Origin of the sequence: Mycobacterium sp. 3519A, assembly GCF_900240945.1 — a bacterium.
Taxonomy (GTDB): domain Bacteria; phylum Actinomycetota; class Actinomycetes; order Mycobacteriales; family Mycobacteriaceae; genus Mycobacterium.
On sequence record NZ_OESG01000014.1, the window covers coordinates 191115 to 214068 of the forward strand.

The following is a 22954-nucleotide window of genomic DNA, read 5'->3' on the forward strand; positions in this document are numbered from 1 at the left end:
GCTAGGCTGACTGTATGTTCAAACAGGGCGAGCCGGCGCCGGTGCCCGCGGACGCGTTGGCCGCGGCGCTGGCACCGTTCGGCCAGTCGCGGATGCTGCCCCGCGAGGCCTACGTCGACCCGGCGGTGTTCGAGTGGGAGCAGCACAACATCTTCTCCGGCTGGACCTGTGTCGGGCACGCGTGCGACCTCGCGGCCGTCGGCGCGCAGAAGGCCGTCGGCTCAGGGGTCAACGGGGTGCTTCTGGTGCGCGCCGAAGACGACGTCGTCCGCGCGTTCGCCAACACCTGCAGGCACCGCGGCCATGAACTGCTCGCCTGTAACGCGACCACCAAGGGCCGCGCCATCGTCTGCCCGTACCACTCGTGGTCGTACCGCCTCGACGGCACGCTGCGCAACGCGCCCGGGTTCCGCGACGTCGACGGTTTCGAGCCCGGCGAATTCGGCCTCACCGAACTCCGGTTGGTCGACTGGCACGGCTGGTTGTTCGTCGACCGCAGCGGCGCCGACGCCGACTTCGCCACGCACGTCGCCGGTTTGGACGACGTCGTCAGCCCCTACCACCCCGAGGACCTGACCATCGTCGCCAGGCACTCCTACGAACTCGCCACCAACTGGAAAGTGATCGCCGAGAACTACCAGGAGTGCTACCACTGCTCGACCATCCACCCGGAGCTGTCGCGGATCAGCCCGCCCACCAGTGGGGAGAACCTCGACCTACCGGGGTCATGGATGGGCGGCTGGATGTCGATCGTCGAAGGCGCCGAGACCATGTCGTTGACGGGTAAGAGCGGCGGCGTCGCGATCAAGGGCTTGTCCGAACACGAACTGCGGACCGTCATGTACCTCGTCGGCTACCCCAACCTGCTGGTGAGCCTGCACCCCGATTACGTGATGACGCACCTGATGACACCGCTGGCCGTCGACCGCACCCATGTCGAATGCGCGTGGGCCTTCCCGAAAGACGTTGCCGCCAAACCCGATTTCGACTCGTCCTACGCCGTGGACTTCTGGGATCTGACCAACCGCCAGGACTGGGCGGCCTGCGAGTCCGTGCAGCGCGGTCTCTCGTCCCCGCACGCACGGCCTGGCCCGCTGGCGCCCGACGAGGACGGCGTCTACCAGTTCGTCACCCGGGTGGCTAGGGCGTACTCCGGTGCCGCTGGTCCCGCGGCGGAACCCCGTTGACGCCATCGGTCTGCTGCGCATAGCTGCCGATCGAGTACGCGAGCGCCTGAGCCATCACCGACAGCGCGTCGCGGTCGATGTTGTCGACGGTGTCGCGTGCGGTGCGCCAGTTGGGATCGAATGCCACACCGGCCTGACCACCCCAAAGTCGGGCCTGCACTTCGCTTTTCCGTTGAGACCAGCCCGTGCTCAGCCCACCGATCGGAATACCCGCGGCCATGAACGCGGCGTAATCCGCGGTCCTGCTCAGCGGCATGTCGGCGGGCCGGACCCCGCCGAGGTTGAGATGACCCGCCAACATCCGCTCCACCCCCGCCGAACCTGCAGGGACGGATTGCGGTGGAATGTCGGGGTTTAGCGTGCCCGACTGGTCGCCGTCGTAGGTGAAGTAGCCTGCGTTCGGCGAGCCGATGGCGCCGACCCCGAGATACAACGCGATGTCGTCGAGTTCGTCGCGGCTCAGCCCGCCAACATATTTCGTCGGCCCTTCCTCGTCCGCGCCCCAGAACACGAAGCGCACCGCGTTCGTGATCTTCGGCGCCGCGCCCATCGCGGACGCCGTCGAGAGCAGCGCGGCGACCCCGGACCCGTCGTCGTTGATGCCGGGGCTGCGCGGGCTGCTGTCCAGCCGGGCGCCCGCGAGCACCACGTTCGTCGTGTCGCCAGCCTTGGTCTGCGCCACCACGTTTCGCGCTTTGGCCAGCACCGGCTTGCTGTCCAACACCAGTCGCACCGGTGCGTTGGTGCGCCGCAGCGCCGCGTCGGCGTCCCTCCCGACGACGCCGACGGGAATGGTCAGCTTCTGGTAGTAACCCGGGGTGAACAGGCCCGCGGGGCCCGTCGATGCCGGTGCGCTGACGACCAGCAGCCCGACGGCACCCTTGGCCACCGCCGCGTCCTGTTTGGTGACCACCGAACAACCGGTGTCGTCGACGACGGCGATCGCACCTTTCACCGACACTGTTCCGTAGTCGGCGGCGCTGCAGCCCGGCGCCTTCTGCGGCCGCAACGTGATCGCGTTCAGCCCGCCCGCCGGGGTGCCGACGAGCAGGGACGCCTGGTCGGCGTGATACCTGCGACCGGAAACCGTCAGCGTTGGATTGCCACCCTCGGTGCGGTCAAGCCGATCGAACTCCGGTGTCGAGACGTCGAAACCGTTGTCTTTCAACACCTTCACCACATAGTCGACGGTGGCGTCGTAGCCCGGCGTGCCTTGCGCCCGGTTACCCCGGTTGGCGTCGGCGATCTCCTGCAGCTTGCGCAGGTGCGTATACATGTCGTCGGCGGTGACCTTACCGGCGATCTCGCGGGGCAGGTCGTCGGCGGCCACTGGGGCCTCGGTGGACGAGCATGCCGCCAACGCCGTCACCGCGACGGCCATCACCGCGGCGACGGCCCTCATGATTCGAGGACGTGCCGCGTGCGGTCCTCCCGAATCGGCACGCCGTTGCGGCCGCTCTGATCCTGCGCATACAACCCCACCGCGTATGCCACGCCGCCTCCGTTGATCTCGAGTGCCGTCCGGTCGATGTGCTCCAACGTGTCAGAAGCCTTGTGGTAGTTCGGGTCGAACGGCTCGTTGGCCTGTCCGCCCCACCGCTCGGCCTGCTCGACCGACTTCTTCTCCTCCGCGCCGGAGAAGATGCCGCCCGCAGGCACTCCGGAAAGGGTGAAGGCGTCGTAGTCCGAGCGGCCGTCGAATGACGTGTCCTCGGGCGGTTTTCCGGCGCCCTTCAGAAACGCGACCAGCGTGCGTTCGATACCGGCCGAGCCCTCGGGCACGCGCGGCGCACCCTCGGTCGGCTTGGCGGACTGATCACCGTCGTAGGTGAAGTAACCGGGGTTCGGGGAACCGAGCATGTCGAAGTTGAGGTAGAGCGCGATGTCCTTCAGCGCGTCCTCGTTCAGTGACTGCACGTAGTTCTTGGAGCCGAGCAGACCCTCCTCCTCGGCGCCGAAGAAGCCGAACCGCACCGCATTGGCGACCTTCGGCGAATTGCCCAGTTGCAGCGCGGTTTCCAGCACCGCGGCGACACCGGAGCCGTTGTCGTTGATACCGGGGCCCGCCGTGACGCTGTCGAGGTGGGCGCCGACCATCACCACGTTGGCGGTGGAGCCGGTCTTGGTCTGGGCGATGACGTTGCGGGTCCGGTCCACCCGCACGCCCGCGTTGAGCTTGATGGTGGTGGGGCCCGGCGTGTTCCGTAACCGCTCACCGGCGGCCTTGGTGACGCTGATGACCGGGATCTTGACGTCGGTCGTCTCGCCGAGCGTGCCGCCCATCTGATCGCCGTCCTCGTTGTTGACGACGATCAGCGCCACCGCGCCCCGCTCCGCGGCGACCGCCTGCTTGACCCCGAACTGGCACTTGCCGCGGTCCACCAGCACCACGGCGCCCGCGACCGGCAGCCCGTCGTAGTCCGATGCGGTGCAGCCGGGAGTGTCGTCGACGCGGGCGGGCACCAGCGGACCCGAAACCCCTTCCGCCGGGGTGCCCTTGGTGTATTCGAGTGGCCTGGCGGTGACCTTGTCGCCCGCGACGGTCAGCGACGGCTCGTCGGCGAACGGGATGCGCACCTCGAACTCCGGGGTCGCCACGTCGAAGCCCTTGTCCCGCAGGGTGGAGGCCACATAGTCGACGCTGGCGTCGTAGCCCGGCGTGCCGAGTGCGCGATTGCCCTTGTTGGCGTCGGCGATCTCCTGCAGCTTGCGCAAGTGGCCCATCATCGCGTCGGCGGTCACCTGCTTGCGCAGTGTCTCGGCGAACTCGGAGGCCGGCGTGGCCGGCGTGCTCGCCGTGGTGCTGGGCTGCCCCTGTTGCGTGCGCATTTCACGGCTGCAGCCGCCCAGCGCCGCGACGGCGATCACCGCCGTCACGACCGCCAGGTATTTACGCACCATCGGCACCACGTTAGCGCCCTCAGGCATCGCGGCGGTTCACCACGACGATCGCGGCGACGTAGACGGCCGCCACGACCACGACGAAGTACACGAGTGAGCCGATTTCACCCCACGGCACCGAGTAGCTCGGGAAGAGCCATTGCACGTCGACGAACCGGAAGATGTTGGCAAACGGCAGGTAAGGCCCGACCTCGGAACCGATGTTCGGCAGGTTGCCCAGCACCGGTTCGATCAGCAGCGGCCACAGCAGCAGCACCGCGACCGCACCGGCCGAATGCCGCAGCAGCGCGCCGACCCCGACGCCGAGCACCGCGGTCAACGCCGCGTACAGCGCGATGGCGCCGATCAGCCGCCACGTGCCAGGGTCGATGAACGACAGCTGCGAACCGACCAGCGGCGGCGACATCATGTGCGCGACCACCACCGCGACGATCGTCATCAACGCGGCGTACACTGCCGAAAAAACAAGCGCAACAACGGCTTTCGCCGCCACAACCAGAGTGCGGTCGGGAGTGGCCATGAACGTGGTGCGGATCATGCCGCTGCGATATTCGGCGGTCACCGTCATCGCCGCGAGGACCATCAGCACCGGCACACCGAACACGGCCACACCGGTGACCGCTCTCTCCGGCGGCAGCGCCGCCGCACCGTACGACGTCGCGCCCTGCAACGCGGCCAGACCGATCGACAGCACCGCCACCACCGCCGCGGTCCACAGCAGAGATTTGGTCGTCGTCAGTTTGATCCGCTCGGCGGCGAGGACAGCGGTCACTGGTTGACCGTCCGGTACTCGGTGGCCTCGTCGGTGAGTTTCATGTACGCCTCCTCCAGCGAGGCCCGCTTGGTGCTGAGCTCATGCAGCGTGATTGCGTTGCGCGCGGCCAGATCACCGATCACGTCGATGGCCGCCCCCCGCACCAGCAGCGCGGCGCCGTGGTCGGCCTCTGCGGTGAGCCCGGCATCGGTGAGCACCCGCCGCAGTGTCTCCAGTTGCGGGCTGCGCACCCGCACGGTGTCGGCGCCGGATGCGCCGACGAACTCCGCGACCGTCGTCGACGCGATCAGCTTGCCCTTGCCGATCACGATCAGCCGGTCTGCGGTGTTGGCCATCTCGGCCAACAGGTGGCTGGACACGAACACCGTGCGGCCCTGGCCTGCCAGGGTGCGCATCAGCGTGCGGACCCAGCGGATGCCTTCCGGGTCGAGCCCGTTGACCGGCTCGTCGAACAGCAGCACCGGCGGATCACCCAGCAGCGCGCCCGCGATGCCGAGCCGTTGACTCATCCCCAGCGACAGCGCGCCTGCGTTCCGACCGGCCACCGACATCAGCCCGACCATGTCGAGCACCTCGTCGACCCGCTTGACCGGAATCCGGTTGGTGGCCGCGATCCAGCGCAGATGGTTGCGCGCGGTCCGGTTCGGATGGGCCTGCCGTGCGTCCAGTAGCGCCCCGACGGTGCGCAGCGGGTCGCGCAGCTCGCGGTAGCGCTTGCCGTCGATGGTGGCGGTGCCCGCCGTGGGGTGGTCGAGGCCGAGGATCAGCCGCATCGTCGTGGTCTTGCCTGCGCCGTTGGGCCCGAGGAACCCGGTGACCACGCCCGGCTCGACGGAGCAGGTCAGGTCGTCGACGGCCCGGGTCGTGCCGAACACCTTGGTGAGGCCGGTCAACTCGATCATCTGTTCCGAGACTACGGACCGCCTGCGCGGCCCACCATCCCGACGATCAGGTCGGCGACGGCGCGCATGCCCGTGGCGTTGGGGTGCAGCGGTGCGGGCCTGATCGGAAGCGGCAACCCGGGTTTGGTGGTCCACGGCTCGGCCGACCAGGCGTGGTGTTCGCGGCTGGCGTGCGCGATCCTGACCCATTCGCAGCCGGTGTCGGCGGCCGCCTCACCGGTGAGCCGCTCCAGCGTGTCGGCCACCCGGCGGCCGAGGGCGACGTCGACGTCCGACAGCGGCGGCGCCGCCCCCGTCTGCGGCAGCAGCGTCAGGTAGTCGACGAACAACACCTTCGCCCGCGGCGAGCGCTGCCGCACAGTGCGGCCCACTTCCTTCAGCGATTCGGCCACCTCGACCAGCGCGCGGTCCCGCGCCGTCGGGTCGAGCATCTCGCGAACGACGCCGCCGAGCACGGGCATGCTGCGCACCATCCGCGGCAGGCCCGCCGCCATCAGCAGCGGCACGTAGCCGACGTCGTTGCCGCCGATGGTGACCGTCACCAGATCCTCTGACCCGTCGAGTGCATCGGCCTGCGGCGGCGTGCCGTGCTGCGGTTCGGTCAGCAGGTTGGCGGTGGTGGCACCGGAGTACGTGACGTCGACCAGGTCGAGGCCGAGGCGTTCGGCGACCAGATGCGGGTAGTTGCGTGCCGAGCGGCCCGCCCGAAACGGCGCGCCCGGCGCGGTCGGCCGGATGCCTGGCCCGGCGGCCATCGAACTGCCGAGCGCGACGTAGCGGCTCATAGCGACGGGCTGGAAGCCTGCGCCCAGAACCTTTTCGGGATGCGGCCGGCCTGGCGGGCCAGATGACCGGCGGTGACGGCGGCGGCCATCGCGGCGGCCATGGTGGGCGGATCGGCGGCGCGCGTCACCGCGGTAGCCAAAAGGACTGCGTCGCAACCCAATTCCATCGCAAGCGTGGCGTCGCTCGCGGTGCCGATGCCCGCGTCGAGGATCACCGGGACCCCCGCGCGCTCGACGATCATCTCGATGTTGTGCGGGTTGGCGATGCCCAACCCGGTGCCGATCGGCGAACCCAGCGGCATCACCGCCGCACACCCAGTGTCCTCCAGCCTGAGTGCCAGCACCGGATCGTCGTTGGTGTAAGGCAGCACGGTGAACCCGTCGTCGACCAATTGCTCTGCCGCCCTGACCAATTCGACGGCGTCGGGTAACAGCGTTCGCTCGTCGGCGATGACCTCCAGCTTCACCCACTCAATGCCGAGCGCCTCACGCGCCAGTTGCGCGGTCAGCACCGCCTCCGCGGCGCCGCGACAGCCCGCGGTGTTGGGCAGCGGGGTGATGCCGAGCCGGGTCAGCAGATCGAGCACGCCGGTGCCGCTTTCGGCGTCGACGCGCCGCATAGCGACGGTCGTCAGTTCGGTGCCCGACGCGATCAGCGCTTCCTCCAGCACCGCCAGGTTCGAGGCACCGCCGGTGCCCATGATCAGCCGGGAGCCGAACTCGCGCCCGGCGATCGTCAGCTTAGATTCAGCCACCTTGCACCGCCGTCACCACTTCCACCCGCGCGCCGTCGGTCAGCGCGGTCTCCCATTCCGATCTTGGCAGCACCGACCAGTCGACAGCGACCGCGATGCCCTTCTCAGGAAAGCCGAGGCTTTCCAGCAGTGCCGCGACGGTCGTCTGTTCGTCGATCTCGACCGCTTCGTCGTTGACAGTCACCTTCATCTGCTTGCTCCCACAGAGGCGTTCAGTTCGGCCGCGATCCGCTCGGCGGTCCACGGCGCTAGTAGGAATCCGTTGCGGCCGTGTCCGGCCGCCACGAGTGTGCGCTCGTCGAGCCGTTCGACGATCGGCAGCCCGTCGGGCGTCATCGGCCGCAGTCCCGCGGCGCATTCGGCGAGCTCGTACTCGCCCAGCGCGGGCATCACCGCGCAGGCGTCGTCGAGCAGCTCACGCACACCGGTCACGGCGGGAGCGGTGTCCCTGCCGTGTTCGTACTGGGTGGCGCCCACCACCACGCCGTCCGCGCGCGGCACCAGGTACACCTGGCGGCCGTGCACGCGGGCGCGGATCACCCGCTGGGGCACCGGCATACAGCCGCGCCGCCAGCGCAACCGCAGCACTTCGCCCTTCACCGGCCGGATCGGCAGCCCCGGCCACAGCGTCGGCGCGTCGATGCCGTTGGCGATCACCACCGTGTCGGCCCGCACGTCGGACAGCGCCGTCACCGGGGGCGCCCACTGCACGCCGAGCCGTTCACAGTGCGCCTCCAGCGCCGCCACGACGGCCCGGTTGTCGACCGCGAGCTCGGTTTCGGCGACGAAGCCATGCCGAATGCCTTGCGCCAGAAGCGGTTCGATGTCACGTGCCGCCGATGTCGGGGTGACGGGGTGGCCCTGTGCGGCCAGCCACTCGCCGACCGTCTTCAGGTCGGCGGCGTCGGCGCGGTCGACGGCGACCACGAGCGATTCGCGGGCGGTGACCACGTCGGGGGGCAGTCCGTCGAGGAACCCGTCGTTCCACAGTGCGAGCGACGCCAGACCCACCTGCAGCAGGCGGTCCTCGCCGGGCCAGCCTTCGCTGTGCGGGGCGAGCATGCCACCGGCCACCCACGAGGCGCCGCGTTGGTCGGTGCGGTGCACCCGCACGGCCCACCCGTCGAGCGCGGCGCGGCGTGCGACGGACAGCCCGATGACGCCGCCGCCGATGACCGCAAGTGATCGCGCCGGCGAGCCGGTAATTGAGTCCTGCATTTCCTCCTCCCTTCGCCGGCATGACCCGGATCAGGTGTGACGGTAAGGGCGGCGTGCCCACTCTCAGTCCTCGGTCCAGGGACTCCCGTGTCGGATGCCAAGCGTACTCGACTCTGCCCTCCCGTCAGGTCCGAGCCAGCACAGGCGCAGCTGCGGCCTTCAACCGTCTGTTGGGTCGGGCGGCGCGGAGCAGCATCTTCGGAGACAGCAGCGATGCGGGCGGGTCGACGAACCCGACCACGCGGGTGAGCTGTTCGGCGACCGCCAGGTCGGTCTCGCCCGCGGTCTGCAGCCGTTCGACGTATCTGTTGGACAGCCGCACGCCCAACGGGCGGTGGCCCTCCACCTCGGGAAGGCTCAGGTCCCCGCCAACGGCGAACTGCCACGCCACCCCGATCGGCTTGGCCGCGGCCCGGAAATAGCGCTTGGCCAGGTCGGCGGTCCCCCGCTGGAGGCAGTCGCGCAGCGCCTGCGCCTGCAGGGCGGCGACCGTCATGCCCTGGCCGTAGATCGGGTTGAAGCTGCAGATCGCGTCGCCGAGCACCAACAGCCCGTCGGGGAAGCGGCGCATCTTGTCGTAGCGGCGCCACCGGCTCTCGGGGTAGCGGAACCGGCAGATCGCAGCCAGCGGCCTGCCCGTCTTGACCGCGGCCAACACGTGCGGCGGCACCAGCCCGTCGGCGAACGAGACCATCTCGCCCAACTCGCACGGCGGTTCCACCCCGGCCATCCCGAACACCGTGAACATCCACGTGTCGTCCTCATAGCCGAGCAACGCCACGCCCGTCGGTCGGCCCGGCATCGGGCTGACGATCACCAGCTTCTCTTTCAACGTGCCCGGCGGCAGCTTCAGCAGCTGGCTGGAGTAGCACAGCCGCACGTGCACGCTGTCCTCGGCAGGTCTGCCGTAGCCCAAGGCGTCGAGGAACACCGGCGTCCGCGAACCCCGACCGGTGGCGTCGACGACGAGGTCCGCGTCGAGCACCTGTTGCCCCTCACCGCTATGGGCGCGGATCAGCGCGCCGGTGACCCGGCTGCCGCCTGCGGTGGACATCAAATCGACCACGTCGTACCCCTCGAACAACGTGACGTTTGACGCGGCCCGCAACCGTTGCCGGACAAGGTTTTCCAGCAACGGTCTGCTCGGAACGAAGACCGGCGGCAGGCTGGTGAACCCTCCGCTTCGGCTCGCCTCGTGGCCCGCGGCGCAGAAGTACATCTCGGACAGGTCGTGGTAGTCGAGCAGAGGCGCCCCGGCGCCCACCAACTCGTCGGTGAAGCCGGGGAACAAGTCCGCCAGCACCTGGGCACCACGGCCCAGCAGGGCGTGCACGTGTCTGCCCTGCGGTACGCCGCGCCGGTGGGCGGCGTCGGGTGGCAGCACGTCGCGCTCCGCCACGGTGACCCGGTCGTAGAAATCGGACAGCACGCGCGCGGTCACCAACCCGCCCATGCTCGCCCCGAGGACAACGGCATGTTCTCCCAGCCTTGGCATGCATCGACCATGTCGCGGCCGCGGCGAGGCGCATAGCGTAGGCACCTACTCGAATTCGGCGACTAGGGTCGCGGTGTGCACAACCCCGGTGAGCGACTGGCCACAGCGTCGCTGTATCTCTGCACCGACGCCCGGCGGGAACGCAAAGACCTGGCCGAATTCGCCGACGCCGCGCTGGCTGGCGGCGTGGACATCATCCAGTTGCGGGACAAGGGCTCGGTTGGCGAGCAGGAGTTCGGTCCGCTCGAGGCGCGCCACGAGTTGGCGGCGCTGGAGGTGCTGGCCGACGCGGCCCGACGGCACGGCGCGCTACTGGCGGTCAACGACCGCGCCGATATCGCGCTGGCCGCAGGCGCCGACGTGCTGCACCTCGGCCAGGACGACCTGCCGTTGCCGGTCGCGCGCGGCATCATCGGGCCGCGCCCGGTGATCGGCCGGTCCACGCACGTCGCGTCGCAGGCGGCCGCGGCGGCCAAGGAGGACGTCGACTACTTCTGCGTCGGCCCCTGCTGGCCGACGCCAACCAAACCGGGCCGCCCGTCACCCGGCCTGGACCTGGTCCGGGCGACGGCCGAAATGGGCACGGACAAACCGTGGTTCGCGATCGGCGGCATCGACGAGCAGCGACTGCCCGAGGTGCTGGCCGCCGGTGCCCGCCGCATCGTTGTGGTGCGCGCGATCACCGGCGCCGACGACCCGACGGCCGCGGCGCGACGGCTCAAAGCTCGGCTTGCAGCAGCGGGATAGTTGCGGCCACTTCCCGCAACCGCTCCCAACTGGCGGCGAAGCCGGGATGCAACGGCAACTCGGCGACGTCGTCGACGGCCACCCAACGCAGTTCGGAGCTCTCCCGGTTGGGCACGGTGTCCAGTCGTTCGGCGGCGTCGGCGATCACGGTGGTGTAGGTCCAGTGGCCGCCTGCCGCGGTGGCGGTCACGACGGTGGTGCGCACGGTCAGCCGTTCCGACGGCAGGCCCGCTTCTTCCTCGGCTTCGCGGAACGCGGCCTGCTCGGCCGTCTCATGGCTGTCGCGGGCGCCGCCCGGCAGTCCCCACGTACCGCCCTGATGACTCCACGGCGCCCGATGTTGCAGCAGCACCGCGGGCGAGCCGTCGGGGCCGGGGGCCCGCAGCAGCAGACCGGCCGCGCCGTGCTTGCCCCAATAGGCGGCGCCGCTGTCCGACAACACCCAGCCGTCTCCGTCGCCACGCACGATTTCAGCTTAAAGAACGCCGCGCGAAGACGTGCCGCTCGAATGCCCGCACGTCTCGGCGCGAACTCTTAGAATTCTTTTATAGTGTGGTGAGTCGGTCGGGACAAAGCCGGAGAGCAGCGAAAAGATGAGGTCCGCGCGCACGTGACTGTGGAGTTGGCGCACCCTTCGACCGAACCGCTGGCGTCGCGGTCGCCGACAACTCCCGCGCACCAACGCTGGTGGTTCTTGTGGACCACGCCGGGTCGGATCCTGACCATCGGCGTGGTGCTGTCGGCGCTTGTGGTCGGCAGTGCGTTTGCCACGTCGACGACGATCAACGACCGGCAGCAGGCGCTCACCACGGTGCTCAACCACACCGAGCCGCTGTCGTTCGCCGCAGGCCAGCTCTACACCAAGCTGTCGGTGGCCGATGCGGCCGCGGCGACCGCGTTCATCGCGGGCTCCGAACCACGCGACGTCCGTCAACGCTACGAGCAGGCCATCACTGACGCGTCGGTGGCGGTGACGCGCGCGTCGAGCGGGCTGACCGACGAGCCGATGGTGCAACTGCTGGGCCGGGTCAACGCCCAGCTGTCGGTGTACACCGGGCTGGTCGAAACCGCGCGCACCAACAACCGCGCAGGCAATCCGGTCGGTTCGTCCTATCTGTCCGAGGCGTCGTCGTTGATGCAGACGCAGATGCTGCCCGACGCTCAGCGACTCTATGAGCAGACGTCGGCACGGGTGGACGCGGAGACGACGGCGTCGACACGGATTCCAGGGCCGGTGATCCTGGTCGTGCTCGCCACGCTGTTGTTCGGCGCGTTCGCCAACCGCTGGCTCGCCCGCAGGACCCGCCGCAGGGTGAACATCGGCTTCGTCGCAGGCGGCCTTGCCGTGCTGATTATGTTGATATGGGTGGGCACCGTCCTCGTCATCTCGACGGCGGACAGCCGCAGCGCGAAAGACACTGCGGCAGAATCACTCAAGACCGTCACGAACCTCGCCATCACCGCCCAGCAGGCGCGCGCCGACGAGACGCTGTCGCTGATCCGGCGCGGCGACGAGGATGTGCGCAAGCAGTCCTACTACCAACGCATCGATTCCATGCAGCAGCAGTTGTCCGACTACCTGTCCCGCGACGACGCGATCGACAAGACCGACCTGGCCGACGCCGAGCAGCTGCTGAAGCGGTGGCGGGCCGCTGACGACCGGATCAACGCCTACATCGCGGTCGGCAACTACCAGGCCGCGACTCAGGTGGCGCTGGGCACCGGCGAGGACGATTCGACACCCGCGTTCGACAAGCTGGATTCGGCGCTCACCAAAGGCATCGAGGAGAGCCGCAGCCAGTTGCGCAACGACATCGTCAACGCCCGCAGGGTGCTCTCCGGCGCGACGGTCGGTGCGGCGGCGCTGTCCGTCGTCGCGGCGCTGGCGGTGGCGTTGGGGCTGTGGCCGAGGCTAAGCGAGTACCGGTGATGCGCCTGCTGAAGTTCGCCGAACGTTCCTTACCGCTCGAAAATCCGCCGATTTTTCGAGCGGTAAGGAACGTTCGCGCGCGGGGAGTGGGGGCCCTGCTCGCCGCCGCCCTACTGCTCAGCGCGTGCGGGCAGGGCGCCGCGGTGATCCCGACGCCCGGCGTCACGCTCGCCCCGCCCACGCCGGCCGGGATGCAGGAACTGCCACCGCAACCCGCGCGGCCACCGGCGGATGAGGCCGACTGCAATCGCACCGCGAGCCTGCGTCCGTTCAACACCAAGGCCGAAGCCGACGCCGCCGTCGCGACCATCCGCAACCGCGGCAGGCTGATCGTCGGACTGGACATCGGCAGCAACCTGTTCTCCTTCCGGGATCCGATCACCGGCGAGATCACCGGCTTCGACGTCGACATCGCAGGCGAGATCGCACGCGACATCTTCGGCAGCCCGTCCCAGGTCGAGTACCGCATCCTGTCGTCGGCGGACCGCATCGCCGCCCTGCAGAACAACCAGGTCGATGTCGTCGTGAAGACCATGACCATCACCTGTGAACGCAAGAAGCAGGTGGGCTTCTCGACGGTGTACCTGAACGCCAACCAGCGGATCCTGGCCGCGCGGGACTCGTCGATCTCGCGGCCGTCGGACTTGTCGGGTAAGCGGGTGTGTGTGGCGAAGGGTACGACGTCGCTGGACCGGATCCAGCAGATCACCCCGCCACCGATCATCGTCGGCGTGGTGACGTGGGCCGACTGCCTGGTCGCGCTGCAGCAGCGCCAGGTCGACGCGGTCAGCACCGACGATTCGATACTGGCCGGCCTGGTGAGCCAGGATCCGTACCTGCACATCGTCGGCCCCAGCCTCAACGAGGAGCCCTACGGCATCGGGGTGAACCTGCAGAACACCGGGCTGGTCCGATTCGTCAACGGCACTCTGGAGCGGATCCGCCGCGACGGCACCTGGTACACGCTGTACCGCAAGTGGTTGACAGTGCTCGGGCCCGCCCCTGCGCCCCCGGTCGCGAGGTACGTGGACTGATGGCCGAGCCGCAGGACTATGAGGAAGGCCCGGGCACCCAACCGGCCAGCTTCGACGACCTCGGCATGGACTCCATGTCGACGATGCGGCCGATGGCGACGCAGGCGATCTTCCGTCCGCACTTGGACGACGACGTCGACAGCACGTCGGCGCGCACCGAGGACACCGAACCGTACGAACACCTGACGACGGTGACGCGGGCGATGTCGCCGACCCGGCGCCTCGGCGGCGGTCTGGTGGAGATCCCGCGGGTGCGCGCCAAGGATCCGCTCGAAGCGCTGATGACCAATCCCGTTGTCGCCGAGTCCAAGCGGTTCTGCTGGAACTGCGGCCGCCCGGTCGGCCGGTCGACACCCGACGGTAAGGCGCTTTCGGAAGGGTGGTGCCCGCACTGCGGCAGCCCGTATTCGTTCCTGCCGCAACTGTCCCCGGGCGACGAGGTGGCCGAACAGTACGTGATCAAGGGCTGCATCGCGCACGGCGGGCTGGGCTGGGTGTACCTGGCCTACGACAAGAACGTCAACGACCGGCCCGTCGTGCTGAAAGGACTGGTGCACTCCGGCGACGCCGAGGCGCAGACCATCGCGATGGCCGAACGCCAGTTCCTGGCCGAGGTGACCCATCCCGGGATCGTGAAGATCTACAACTTCGTCGAACACGAGGACAAGCACGGCAACCCGGTCGGCTACATCGTGATGGAGTACGTCGGCGGGACGTCGCTCAAGCAGGCCAAGGGCGACCGGCTGCCGGTGGCCGAGGCCATCGGCTTCATGCTGGAAATCCTTCCCGCACTTGGCTATCTGCATTCGATCGGCTTGGTGTACAACGACCTCAAGCCGGAGAACATCATGGTGACCGAGGATCAGCTCAAACTGATCGACCTCGGCGCGGTGTCGACCATCAACTCGTTCGGCTACCTCTACGGCACACCGGGCTACCAGGCGCCGGAGATCGTCCGCACCGGGCCGACCGTGCAGACCGACATCTACACGGTGGGCCGCACGCTGGCGGCGCTGACGCTGAATCTCCGCACGCGCAAAGGCCGTTACGTCGACGGCCTGCCGGAAGACGACCCGGTGCTGCGTGAGTACGACTCGTTCGGCAGGCTGCTGCGACGAGCCATCGACCCCGACCCCCGGCGCCGGTTCGGCAGCGCCGAGGAAATGTCGAGCCAGCTGCTCGGTGTGCTGCGCGAAGTGGTGGCTCAAGACACCGGCGTGCCCCGACCGGGCCTGTCGACGGTGTTCTCACCTTCTCGGTCGACCTTCGGCGTGGACCTGCTGGTCGCGCACACCGACGTCTACCTGGACGGGCAGGTGCATTCGGAAAAGCTAACGGCACAAGAGATCGTCAAGGCATTGCCGGTGCCGTTGATGGATCCCGCCGATGTCGGCGCGCCGGTGTTGTCGGCCAGCGTGCTGAGTCAGCCGGTGCACACCTTGGACCAGCTGCGGGCCGCCAGGCACGGCGCGCTGGACTCCGAGGGCATCGACCTGTCGGAGTCGGTCGAACTGCCGCTGATGGAAGTCCGGGCCCTGCTGGATCTCGGCGACGTCGCCAAGGCCACCCGCAAGCTCGACGATCTTGCGGGCCGCGTCGGTTGGCGCTGGCGACTGGTCTGGTTCCGCGCGGTGGCCGAGTTGCTCTCGGCCGATTACGACTCGGCGACAAAGCATTTCAACGAGGTGCTGGACACGTTGCCCGGTGAGCTGGCGCCGAAGCTGGCGCTTGCCGCGACGGCCGAACTCGCTGGAAACCACGACGAGCGCAAGTTCTACAACACCGTGTGGAGCACCGACAACGGCGTCATCTCGGCAGGCTTCGGGCTTGCCCGTGCGCAGTCCGCGGAAGGGGACCGGGACGCGGCCGTCCGCACATTGGACGAAGTCCCGCCCACCTCAAGGCATTTCACGACGGCGCGGCTGACAAGTGCGGTGACGCTGCTGTCGGGCAGGTCGATGAGCGAAGTCACCGAGCAGCACATCCGCGACGCCGCCCGCCGGGTCGAGGCGCTGCCGGACACCGAACCCCGCGTGCTCCAGATCCGGGCGCTGGTGCTGGGCACCGCGATGGACTGGTTGGCCGACAACACCGCGAGCACCAACCACATCCTGGGCTTCCCGTTCACCGAGCACGGGCTGCAACTCGGTGTCGAAGCGTCGCTGCGGAGTCTGGCCCGGGTGGCGCCGACGCAGGCGCACCGCTACGCACTGGTGGACCTGGCCAACAGCGTGCGACCGACGAGCACGTTTTGATCTTGAATCGCAACGGATCTCGTGCTTCGTTTTCGCTGGCTATCCGCGTCTTGCGGGCAAACGACATGGTCAAGTCACGGATTCCGTAGTAGTCTTCGCACAGGTTGAGTTAACAGCCGATTGGTGACGTCATCGACGCATAGGGCTGGCTCCCGAGTGCGAGGCTTTAAGACGCAGGGCCCCATCCCTGACGGCACCCCAGTACGAATATCGCTTTTCGGCTGAGGGAGGCCACCTTGTCTGCAATCGGTACCAGTCGCGTGCTTCGGCCCGATCCCGCGTCGCTCGACAGACGCGAAGAGCACCACCGCGCGATTTTCTCTGCATGCCACCTGTCGGGCACCACGGTGCTGATCACGATCAGGGGTGAAGTGGACGCGACCAACAGTCGCGCGCTCGCCTGCTACGTCGAGCGCCAGATCGCCGGGTGGGGCCGGCTCGTGCTGGATCTGTCGACCATCGAGTTCTTCGGCACGGCGGGGTTCGCCGCGCTGCACAACGTGAACGTGACGTGCGCCCGCTACGGCGTCGGTTGGGTGCTGATGGTCGGACCCCAGCTGAGCCGATTCCTGCAGATCTGCGACCCCGACCGCGTGCTGCCTGTGGAGGATTCCACCGCTGCCAGGTGAACACCTGATTTCTTTACCGTCGAAGCGGTACGGCAAGGGCCGCTTCGACGGTAAAAGTGGGACCGGCGGAGGAGGCGCTAGCCGCTCAGATCACCTGCACGCAGGCTCTGGCGATCGCCAACTCTTCGTTGGTGGGGACGACGAGCACCGTCGTCGGCGAGCTTTCCGCCGAGATGCGGCGGGCGCCCTTGGCGGGACTGGCATTGAGGTGCTCGTCGATCTCGATGCCGAGCGCCGCCATGCCGGACAATGCGTCGCGGCGCACCTTCGCGTCGTTCTCCCCGACGCCGGCGGTGAACGTGATGACGTCCGCCCCTCCGAGCAGCGCGAGGTACGCGCCGATGTACTTGCGCAGCCGGTGGATGTAGACGTCGTATGCCAATTGTGCTGTCTTGTCACCGGATTCGATGCGCTGGTGGAGTACCCGGAAGTCGATCTCGCCGCCAAGGCCGCGGACACCGGAGCGACGGTTCAACATCTCCTCGATGTCCTCGACGCTCATCTTCGCGGTGCGCCACAGATACGTCAGCACGCCAGGGTCGATGTCGCCCGAGCGGGTGCCCATCACCAGACCCTCCATCGGGGTCAACCCCATCGACGTGTCCACGGGTCTGGCCCCGAGGATCGCCGACGCGGACGCGCCGTTGCCGAGATGCAGCACGATCTGTCTCAGGTCGGTCAGTGGGGTGCCGAGGAACTCCGCGGCCTGTTCGCTGACGTACTGGTGCGACGTGCCGTGAAATCCGTAGCGGCGGATGTGCCATTGCTCAGCCACGTCACGGTCAATGGCGTATGTCGCGGCCGCGGGCGGCAGGTCGTGGAAGAACGCGGTGTCGAACACCGCGACGTGCGGTAGCTCCGGTAATGCTTTGCGCGCCACCTGGATACCCAGCACCGCGGGCGGATTGTGCAGTGGCGCAAGCGGAGCCAACTCGTCGAGCTTGGCAATCAGCGCGTCGTCGACAAGCGTCGGCCGGTACAGATCCGGACCGCCGTGCACCACGCGATGGCCGACCGCCAGCAGGCCGTCCAGATGGTCGGCCAACTCGTCGAACACCACCCGCATGGCCGCCGCGTGGTCGGTGACCTCGGAATCGCCGATACGCTCGACGATCCCGTCGACTGTCTGCGCGCCGGAATCCACGTCGACCACAGCGTATTTCAGCGAGGAGGAACCGGAGTTGAGCACCAGGACGTTTTGACTCATCGGCGTTGCGCCTGAATCGCCGTGATGGCAACGGTGTTGACGATGTCCTCGACCAGCGCGCCGCGGGACAGGTCGTTGACCGGCTTGTTCAACCCCTGCAGCACCGGGCCGATCGCGATCGCGCCCGCGCTGCGCTGCACCGCTTTGTAGGTGTTGTTGCCGGTGTTGAGGTCCGGGAAGATCAGCACCGTCGCGCGGCCCGCCACCTCGGACTCGGGCATCTTGGCCTTTGCGACCGTCGCGTCGACGGCGGCGTCGTACTGGATGGGTCCCTCCACCAGCAGGTCGGGTTCCCGGGTCCGCACCAATTCCGTTGCCGTCCTGACCTTGTCGACGTCTGCGCCGGTGCCGCTGGTACCGGTCGAGTACGACAGCATGGCGACCCGGGGTTCGATGCCGAACTGCGCGGCGGTGCGGGCCGACGAGATCGCGATGTCCGCGAGTTGCTCGGACGTCGGGTCCGGCACGATCGCGCAGTCGCCGTAGGCGAGTACCCGGTCCTCGAGGCACATCAAAAAGATGCTCGACACCGTCGACACATCGGGCAGTGTCTTGATGATCTCGAATGCGGGCCGCACCGTGTGCGCGGTGGTGTGCATGGCGCCCGAGACCATGCCGTCGACCATGTCGTCGTGCACCAGCATGGTGCCGAAATAGGAGACGTCGTGGATGATCTCGCGAGCCTGCTCGACGGTGATGCCCTTGTGTTTACGCAGTTGGGCATATTGTTCGGCGAACTTGTCACACAGCTCGCTGGTGCGCGGGTTGAGCACGGCTGCGGCGGACAGGTTGACACCGAGTTCTGCTGCGCGGGCGCGGATCTTCGGCTCGTCGCCGAGAATGGTCAGGTCGGCCACGCCGCGGGAGAGCAGCCTGCCCGCCGCCGTGAGGATGCGGTCGTCCTCACCTTCTGGCAGCACGATGTGTCTGCGGTCCGAGCGCGCCTGGTCCAGCAGCTGGTAGGTGAACATCTGGGGCGTGACGACCGTCGGGATGGGAAGGGCCAACTGCGCCAGCAGATCCGCGGTGTCCACGTGGTCGTCCATCAGGGCGATCGCGGTGTCGATCTTGCGCTGCGATTCCGCGGTGACGCGGCCGCGCGCCGACGCGACCCGACTGGCGGTCTCGAAGGTGCCGAACCTGGTGGTGATGATCGGCAGCCGCAGCCCGAGCCCCGACACCAACGACGCGATCGAGGGATGGAGTTCGAGTCCGCCGTTGAGGACCACGCACGACAACGACGGAAACCCTTCGGCCTCATGGGCGGCCACCACGGCCAGCACGACGTCTGAGCGGTCGCCGGGGGTGATGACGGCCACGCCCTCGGTCAACCGCTCCACCACGTGTTCGGCCGTCATGCCAGCCACCAGTACGTCCATCACCTCGCGGGTCAACAACGCCGGATCGCCGCGCAGCAGGCTGCCCTCGACCGCTTCGCCGAGTTCCGCCACCGACGGTGCCACCAGCAGCGGCTCTTCCGGCAGCACATAGGCTTTGGGGCCCAACGGTTTCAACGCCTCGGCGACCGCAGCCAGCTGCGCCGGGTCGCACCGGTTGGCCACCACCGCGGCGGTGTGCGCGTGCTGGGCGTCGATCTCGACCAGGCACACGTCCACGACCTGGGCGACCTGTTCGGGCGTCCGGCCCTTCGCCTTCACCGCGAGCACGATCGGCGCACCGAGGTTGACGGCGATGCGTGCGTTGGTCGACAACTCGCTTGGCGTGGCGACGTCGGTGTAGTCGCTGCCGACGATCAGCACCGCGTCGCATTGGTCGGCCACGTGGTGATAGCGGTCGACGATTTCGGCGATCGCCGCATCGGGATCCTCGTGCAGCTGTTGGTAGCCGACGCCGACGCACTCCTCATAGGGCAGGCCTGCGGTGCTGCCCGCAAGCAGCAGGTCCAGGATGTAGTCGCGGCTCTCGCCGAGCCTCGTGATCGGCCGGAACACCCCCACCCTGGCAGTGGTCGCCGCAAGCCGGTGCAGGATGCCGAGCGCGATCGTCGATTTGCCTGTGTCGCCTTCTGGTGAGGCCACGTAGATCGCTCTGGTCGGCACGCGTGTCAGCCTAGGGCAATGTCAGCTGGCGGTTGGGTCCACTGGAATCTCGATGACGGTGGACAGACCGCGGTGGTCGGAGCCGGGTACCGGGACCGTCTGCACGGAGGCGGCCGTGGCGTTGCGGACCAGCACGTGGTCGATGCCGAACACGGGAGTGGCCGGGAAGCTGCGCGTCAGACCTGCGCCTGCCTGTTCGGCGGCGTCGCGGTATCCCTCGTCGAGCAGTTGCCGGAACGGCCGCATGTCGTAGGTGGAGTTCATGTCGCCTGCCACGATCACCGCCCCTGACCCGGCGTTGCGCGCCGCCGCCTGCAGCGTGGTCGGGAACCGGGCGAGGTCGGCACGGAAGTACTGCAGCGGTTGCACCCACGGCGCGGCCAGGTGCACGGCCAGCACCGTCGGGGCGAACCGCACGGACGGCACGCCGATCCTGGCGATCCGCATGGCCAGCTGATAGCCGGTGACCGCCTGCGCATCGAAGATCGGATAGCGACTCCAGATGCCGATGCCCTGTGCGTTGCGCGCCGGGTCGACGGTCCGGTACGGCATGACGCCGTCGAGTCCGGCCGCCAACAGCCCCGCGATCAACCCGGGCGTCAACTCCTGCACGACCAGGATGTCGGCCGCGTCGCGCGCCATCGCGACCACCGCTTTCGGATCAGCTTCTCCCAGACCGAGATTGGCGGTCAACACCCGCACGGGCACCGACGGCACGGCACCGCGTTCAGGGCCAAGGTAGCGCGGCAGCAACACCAGCAGCAGCACCACGCAGAGCAACGCGGACACGATGGTCGGCACCCATCGTCGCACGACTGCGAACAACAGCATCGCCACCAGGCCCGCGACGATCAGGTATGGCGAAAGGGCCGCCAGCGCAAGCACGACCTCGTTGGTGATCGGCAGGTACCGCGCCACCAGCCCCGCCGCGGCCAGCACCAGGGTGAGCGCGCCGAAAACCGTCGCCAGCACCCGAATCGTGTTGTGCTGGTGAAGCTTACGAAGCTCGATCAACCGAGGCGGCGAAGGCGCGGCTCGAGGTCCCGCTGGAACAACTCGAGGAAACGCCGCTGATCGTGGCCCGGCGCGTGGAACACCAGGTGATTGAGTCCCCAGTCGACGTAGTCCTTGACCTTGGCGACGGCCTCGTCGGGATCCGACGCCACGATCCAGCGCTTGGCCACCTGTTCGATGGGCAGCGCATCGGCGGCCTTCTCCATCTCGATCGGATCGTCGATGGAGTGCTTCTGCTCGGCGGTCAGCGACAACGGCGCCCAGAACCGGGTGTTCTCCAACGCCAACTCGGGATCGGTGTCGTAGGAGATCTTGATCTCGATCATCCGGTCGACGTCGTCGGGGTTCTTCCCCGCGGCCTCGGCGCCCTCGCGCATCGCGGGAATCAGCTTGTCCTTGTACAGCTCTTCGCCCTTGCCGCTGGTGCAGATGAAGCCGTCGCCCGCGCGGCCCGCGTACTTGGCCACCTGCGGGCCGCCCGCGGCGATGTAGATCGGGATGCCCCCCTCGGGCACGTCGTAGATGGAGGCGCCTTTGGTGTGGTAGTACTCGCCGTCGAAATCGACACGGTCACCGAGCCACAGCTCGCGCATCAGCTTGACCGCCTCGCGCAGCCGGGCGTAGCGCTCCTTGAACTCCGGCCACTCGCCCTCGTAGCCGGTGGCGATCTCGTTGAGCGCCTCACCGGTGCCGACGCCGAGGAAGATCCGGTCCGGGTACAGGCAACCCATGGTGGCGAACGCCTGCGCGATGACGGCGGGGTTGTAGCGGAAGGTCGGTGTCAGCACCGAGGTGCCGAGGATCAGCCGCTTGGTGCGTTCCCCCACCGCTACCATCCAGGCCAGCGACCACGGTGCGTGGCCGCCCTCGTGGCGCCACGGCTGGAAGTGGTCGCTGACCGTCGCGCTGTCCATGCCGTGTTCTTCGGCCGCCACGGCCAGCTCGACGAGTTCGCGCGGCGCAAACTGCTCCGCCGACGCCTTGTATCCGAGTTTCAGTTCAGCCACGCAGCCCAGCCTAGACTCGCCGCATGGCAGCAGCCCTGACCGCCATCACCGACCGCGTGCACTTCGCCGAGACCGACCTGGTCAATTGGACGCTCGTCGTCGACGACACCGGTGTGATGCTGATCGACGCCGGCTACCCCGGCCAGCGTGACGACGTGCTCGATTCGCTGCGGCAGCTGGGTTTCGGCGTCGACGACCTACGCGCGATCCTGTTGACCCATGCGCACGTCGACCATTTCGGCACCGCCATCTGGTTCGCCAAAACCCATGGCACACAGGTGTATTGCCACGCCGCCGAGGTCGGGCACGCCAAACGGGAGTACCTGGAGCAGGCAGGGCCCGGCGACATCATCCCGCATCTCTGGCAGCCCCGATTCCTCAAATGGACGCTGACGATTTCGCGCAAGGGCGCGCTGCTGCGCGACGGCATTCCGACTGCGCAGGCGCTCACCGAGGACGTGGCCGCCGGACTGCCCGGCCAGCCGATGGCGATCCCGACTCCCGGGCACACCGGTGGCCATTGCTCATATGTGGTCGACGGCGTACTGGTCGCGGGCGACGCTCTGGTCACCGGCCACCCGCTGTTGGAAAAGACCGGGCCGCAACTGCTGCCAGGACTGTTCAACCACGATCAGGACGGCTGCGTGCGCAGCCTGGGTGCGCTGGGTCTGCTCGACACCGACGTGCTGCTGCCGGGCCACGGTCCGGTGTGGCGGGGCGCGATCCGCGATGCCGCCACGGCCGCCGCAGGCTAGTTCAACGCTTCATAGCCGAGCAGGAAGATCGCGGTCAGGCACAGCCCGCAGCCGATGACGACGGTCGGCATCAAAATCATGCTGTCGAGTTCCTCATCGTCGAGCACGTCGTCCTCGAACCGGCCGAACAGCACCCGCGCCACGCCGGTTCTGCGGAAGCCGTGCACGAGCTTGCGCACCGCCTTGGTGTCGCGCCTGCGACCGATGAAGGTACGCGACGCGAAACCCACGACAAACGTCAGCGCGGCCGCACCGAGTATCAGCCAGCCCACCGCGGTCTGCGACATCGAGACACCCC

At 68.2% G+C, this 22954-nt stretch carries 22 protein-coding genes and 1 riboswitch; of the genes, 7 read left to right on the forward strand and 15 right to left on the reverse strand.

The annotated features are described in order from the left end of the window. The first annotated feature begins 14 nt into the window (after positions 1-14). Positions 15-1187, forward strand: coding sequence for an SRPBCC family protein (locus C1A30_RS22080; RefSeq protein ID WP_101950534.1), 1173 nt, complete (start codon positions 15-17; stop codon positions 1185-1187). Here C1A30_RS22080 and C1A30_RS22085 read toward each other — a convergent pair. The 9 genes from C1A30_RS22085 to C1A30_RS22125 form a co-directional block, all read right to left on the reverse strand. Next, on the reverse strand, positions 1141-2589 hold the full coding sequence (locus tag C1A30_RS22085; RefSeq protein ID WP_101950535.1) for a M28 family peptidase: 1449 nt from the start codon (positions 2587-2589) through the stop codon (positions 1141-1143). The genes C1A30_RS22080 and C1A30_RS22085 overlap by 47 nt on opposite strands. Further along, on the reverse strand, positions 2586-4088 hold the full coding sequence (locus C1A30_RS22090) for a M28 family metallopeptidase (RefSeq protein WP_101952797.1): 1503 nt from the start codon (positions 4086-4088) through the stop codon (positions 2586-2588). Before C1A30_RS22090 ends, C1A30_RS22085 begins: the two co-directional genes overlap by 4 nt. A gap of 19 nt (positions 4089-4107) precedes the next feature. Continuing rightward, the gene (locus C1A30_RS22095) at positions 4108-4860 is read right to left on the reverse strand and encodes an ABC transporter permease (protein ID WP_101950536.1); all 753 of its coding nucleotides are present in this window, start codon (positions 4858-4860) and stop codon (positions 4108-4110) included. Then, positions 4857-5765 (reverse strand): ATP-binding cassette domain-containing protein, encoded by a 909-nt coding sequence (locus tag C1A30_RS22100; protein WP_101950537.1) that lies wholly within the window; start codon positions 5763-5765, stop codon positions 4857-4859. Before C1A30_RS22100 ends, C1A30_RS22095 begins: the two co-directional genes overlap by 4 nt. Positions 5766-5776: 11 nt before the next feature. Then, complete coding sequence (locus tag C1A30_RS22105; protein WP_101950538.1) at positions 5777-6550, reverse strand: SGNH/GDSL hydrolase family protein; 774 nt, start codon at positions 6548-6550, stop codon at positions 5777-5779. After that, on the reverse strand, positions 6547-7305 hold the full coding sequence (locus C1A30_RS22110; RefSeq protein WP_101950539.1) for a thiazole synthase: 759 nt from the start codon (positions 7303-7305) through the stop codon (positions 6547-6549). Before C1A30_RS22110 ends, C1A30_RS22105 begins: the two co-directional genes overlap by 4 nt. Next, a complete protein-coding gene (gene thiS, locus C1A30_RS22115) occupies positions 7298-7495 on the reverse strand; it encodes a sulfur carrier protein ThiS (RefSeq protein ID WP_067805274.1) in 198 nt (65 codons plus the stop codon). The genes C1A30_RS22110 and thiS overlap by 8 nt, the downstream gene beginning before the upstream one ends. Continuing rightward, positions 7492-8523 carry a glycine oxidase ThiO gene (gene thiO, locus C1A30_RS22120; RefSeq protein ID WP_101952798.1) on the reverse strand — a complete coding sequence of 344 codons (1032 nt, stop codon included), beginning with the start codon at positions 8521-8523 and terminating at the stop codon, positions 7492-7494. The genes thiS and thiO overlap by 4 nt, the downstream gene beginning before the upstream one ends. Beyond that, a riboswitch (TPP riboswitch) is annotated at positions 8514-8622 on the reverse strand. (Overlaps the previous gene by 10 nt.) Positions 8623-8647: 25 nt before the next feature. Continuing rightward, positions 8648-10018, reverse strand: coding sequence for an NAD(P)/FAD-dependent oxidoreductase (locus tag C1A30_RS22125; protein WP_101950540.1), 1371 nt, complete (start codon positions 10016-10018; stop codon positions 8648-8650). Between the two features lie 75 nt (positions 10019-10093). Here C1A30_RS22125 and thiE point away from each other — a divergent pair, with 75 nt between their 5' ends. Continuing rightward, a complete protein-coding gene (gene thiE / locus C1A30_RS22130; RefSeq protein ID WP_101950541.1) occupies positions 10094-10765 on the forward strand; it encodes a thiamine phosphate synthase in 672 nt (223 codons plus the stop codon). Here thiE and C1A30_RS22135 read toward each other — a convergent pair. Then, positions 10737-11231, reverse strand: a complete 495-nt coding sequence (locus tag C1A30_RS22135) for an NUDIX domain-containing protein (protein ID WP_101950542.1) — start codon at positions 11229-11231, stop codon at positions 10737-10739. The genes thiE and C1A30_RS22135 overlap by 29 nt on opposite strands. A gap of 144 nt (positions 11232-11375) precedes the next feature. Here C1A30_RS22135 and glnX point away from each other — a divergent pair, with 144 nt between their 5' ends. The 4 genes from glnX (at position 11376) to C1A30_RS22155 (ending at position 16613) form a co-directional block, all read left to right on the forward strand. Next, positions 11376-12695, forward strand: a complete 1320-nt coding sequence (gene glnX, locus C1A30_RS22140) for a protein kinase G-activating protein GlnX (protein ID WP_101950543.1) — start codon at positions 11376-11378, stop codon at positions 12693-12695. A gap of 50 nt (positions 12696-12745) precedes the next feature. Then, positions 12746-13729 carry a glutamate ABC transporter substrate-binding protein gene (locus C1A30_RS22145; protein WP_200828517.1) on the forward strand — a complete coding sequence of 328 codons (984 nt, stop codon included), beginning with the start codon at positions 12746-12748 and terminating at the stop codon, positions 13727-13729. Continuing rightward, complete coding sequence (locus C1A30_RS22150) at positions 13729-15984, forward strand: serine/threonine-protein kinase PknG (RefSeq protein ID WP_101950545.1); 2256 nt, start codon at positions 13729-13731, stop codon at positions 15982-15984. Before C1A30_RS22145 ends, C1A30_RS22150 begins: the two co-directional genes overlap by 1 nt. Positions 15985-16220: 236 nt before the next feature. Beyond that, positions 16221-16613 (forward strand): STAS domain-containing protein, encoded by a 393-nt coding sequence (locus tag C1A30_RS22155; protein ID WP_101950546.1) that lies wholly within the window; start codon positions 16221-16223, stop codon positions 16611-16613. A gap of 85 nt (positions 16614-16698) precedes the next feature. On the opposite strand, the gene C1A30_RS22160 is transcribed toward C1A30_RS22155, so the two are convergent. Genes C1A30_RS22160 through fgd form a run of 4 tightly spaced genes read right to left on the reverse strand, consistent with a single transcriptional unit; the run spans position 16699 to position 21901 of the window. After that, entirely contained in the window at positions 16699-17820 is a 1122-nt protein-coding gene (locus C1A30_RS22160; protein ID WP_101950547.1) for an acetate kinase, read from the reverse strand. Next, the gene (gene pta, locus C1A30_RS22165; RefSeq protein ID WP_200828398.1) at positions 17817-19880 is read right to left on the reverse strand and encodes a phosphate acetyltransferase; all 2064 of its coding nucleotides are present in this window, start codon (positions 19878-19880) and stop codon (positions 17817-17819) included. The genes C1A30_RS22160 and pta overlap by 4 nt, the downstream gene beginning before the upstream one ends. Before the next feature lie 21 nt (positions 19881-19901). Beyond that, positions 19902-20852, reverse strand: coding sequence for an endonuclease/exonuclease/phosphatase family protein (locus tag C1A30_RS22170; protein WP_101952799.1), 951 nt, complete (start codon positions 20850-20852; stop codon positions 19902-19904). 38 nt (positions 20853-20890) lie between these two features. Then, the gene (gene fgd / locus C1A30_RS22175; RefSeq protein ID WP_101950549.1) at positions 20891-21901 is read right to left on the reverse strand and encodes a glucose-6-phosphate dehydrogenase (coenzyme-F420); all 1011 of its coding nucleotides are present in this window, start codon (positions 21899-21901) and stop codon (positions 20891-20893) included. A 23-nt stretch (positions 21902-21924) separates the two neighbouring features. Here fgd and C1A30_RS22180 point away from each other — a divergent pair, with 23 nt between their 5' ends. Next, the gene (locus tag C1A30_RS22180; RefSeq protein WP_101950550.1) at positions 21925-22656 is read left to right on the forward strand and encodes an MBL fold metallo-hydrolase; all 732 of its coding nucleotides are present in this window, start codon (positions 21925-21927) and stop codon (positions 22654-22656) included. Here C1A30_RS22180 and C1A30_RS22185 read toward each other — a convergent pair. After that, positions 22653-22943, reverse strand: a complete 291-nt coding sequence (locus C1A30_RS22185) for a hypothetical protein (protein WP_101950551.1) — start codon at positions 22941-22943, stop codon at positions 22653-22655. The genes C1A30_RS22180 and C1A30_RS22185 overlap by 4 nt on opposite strands. Positions 22944-22954: the final 11 nt, after the last annotated feature.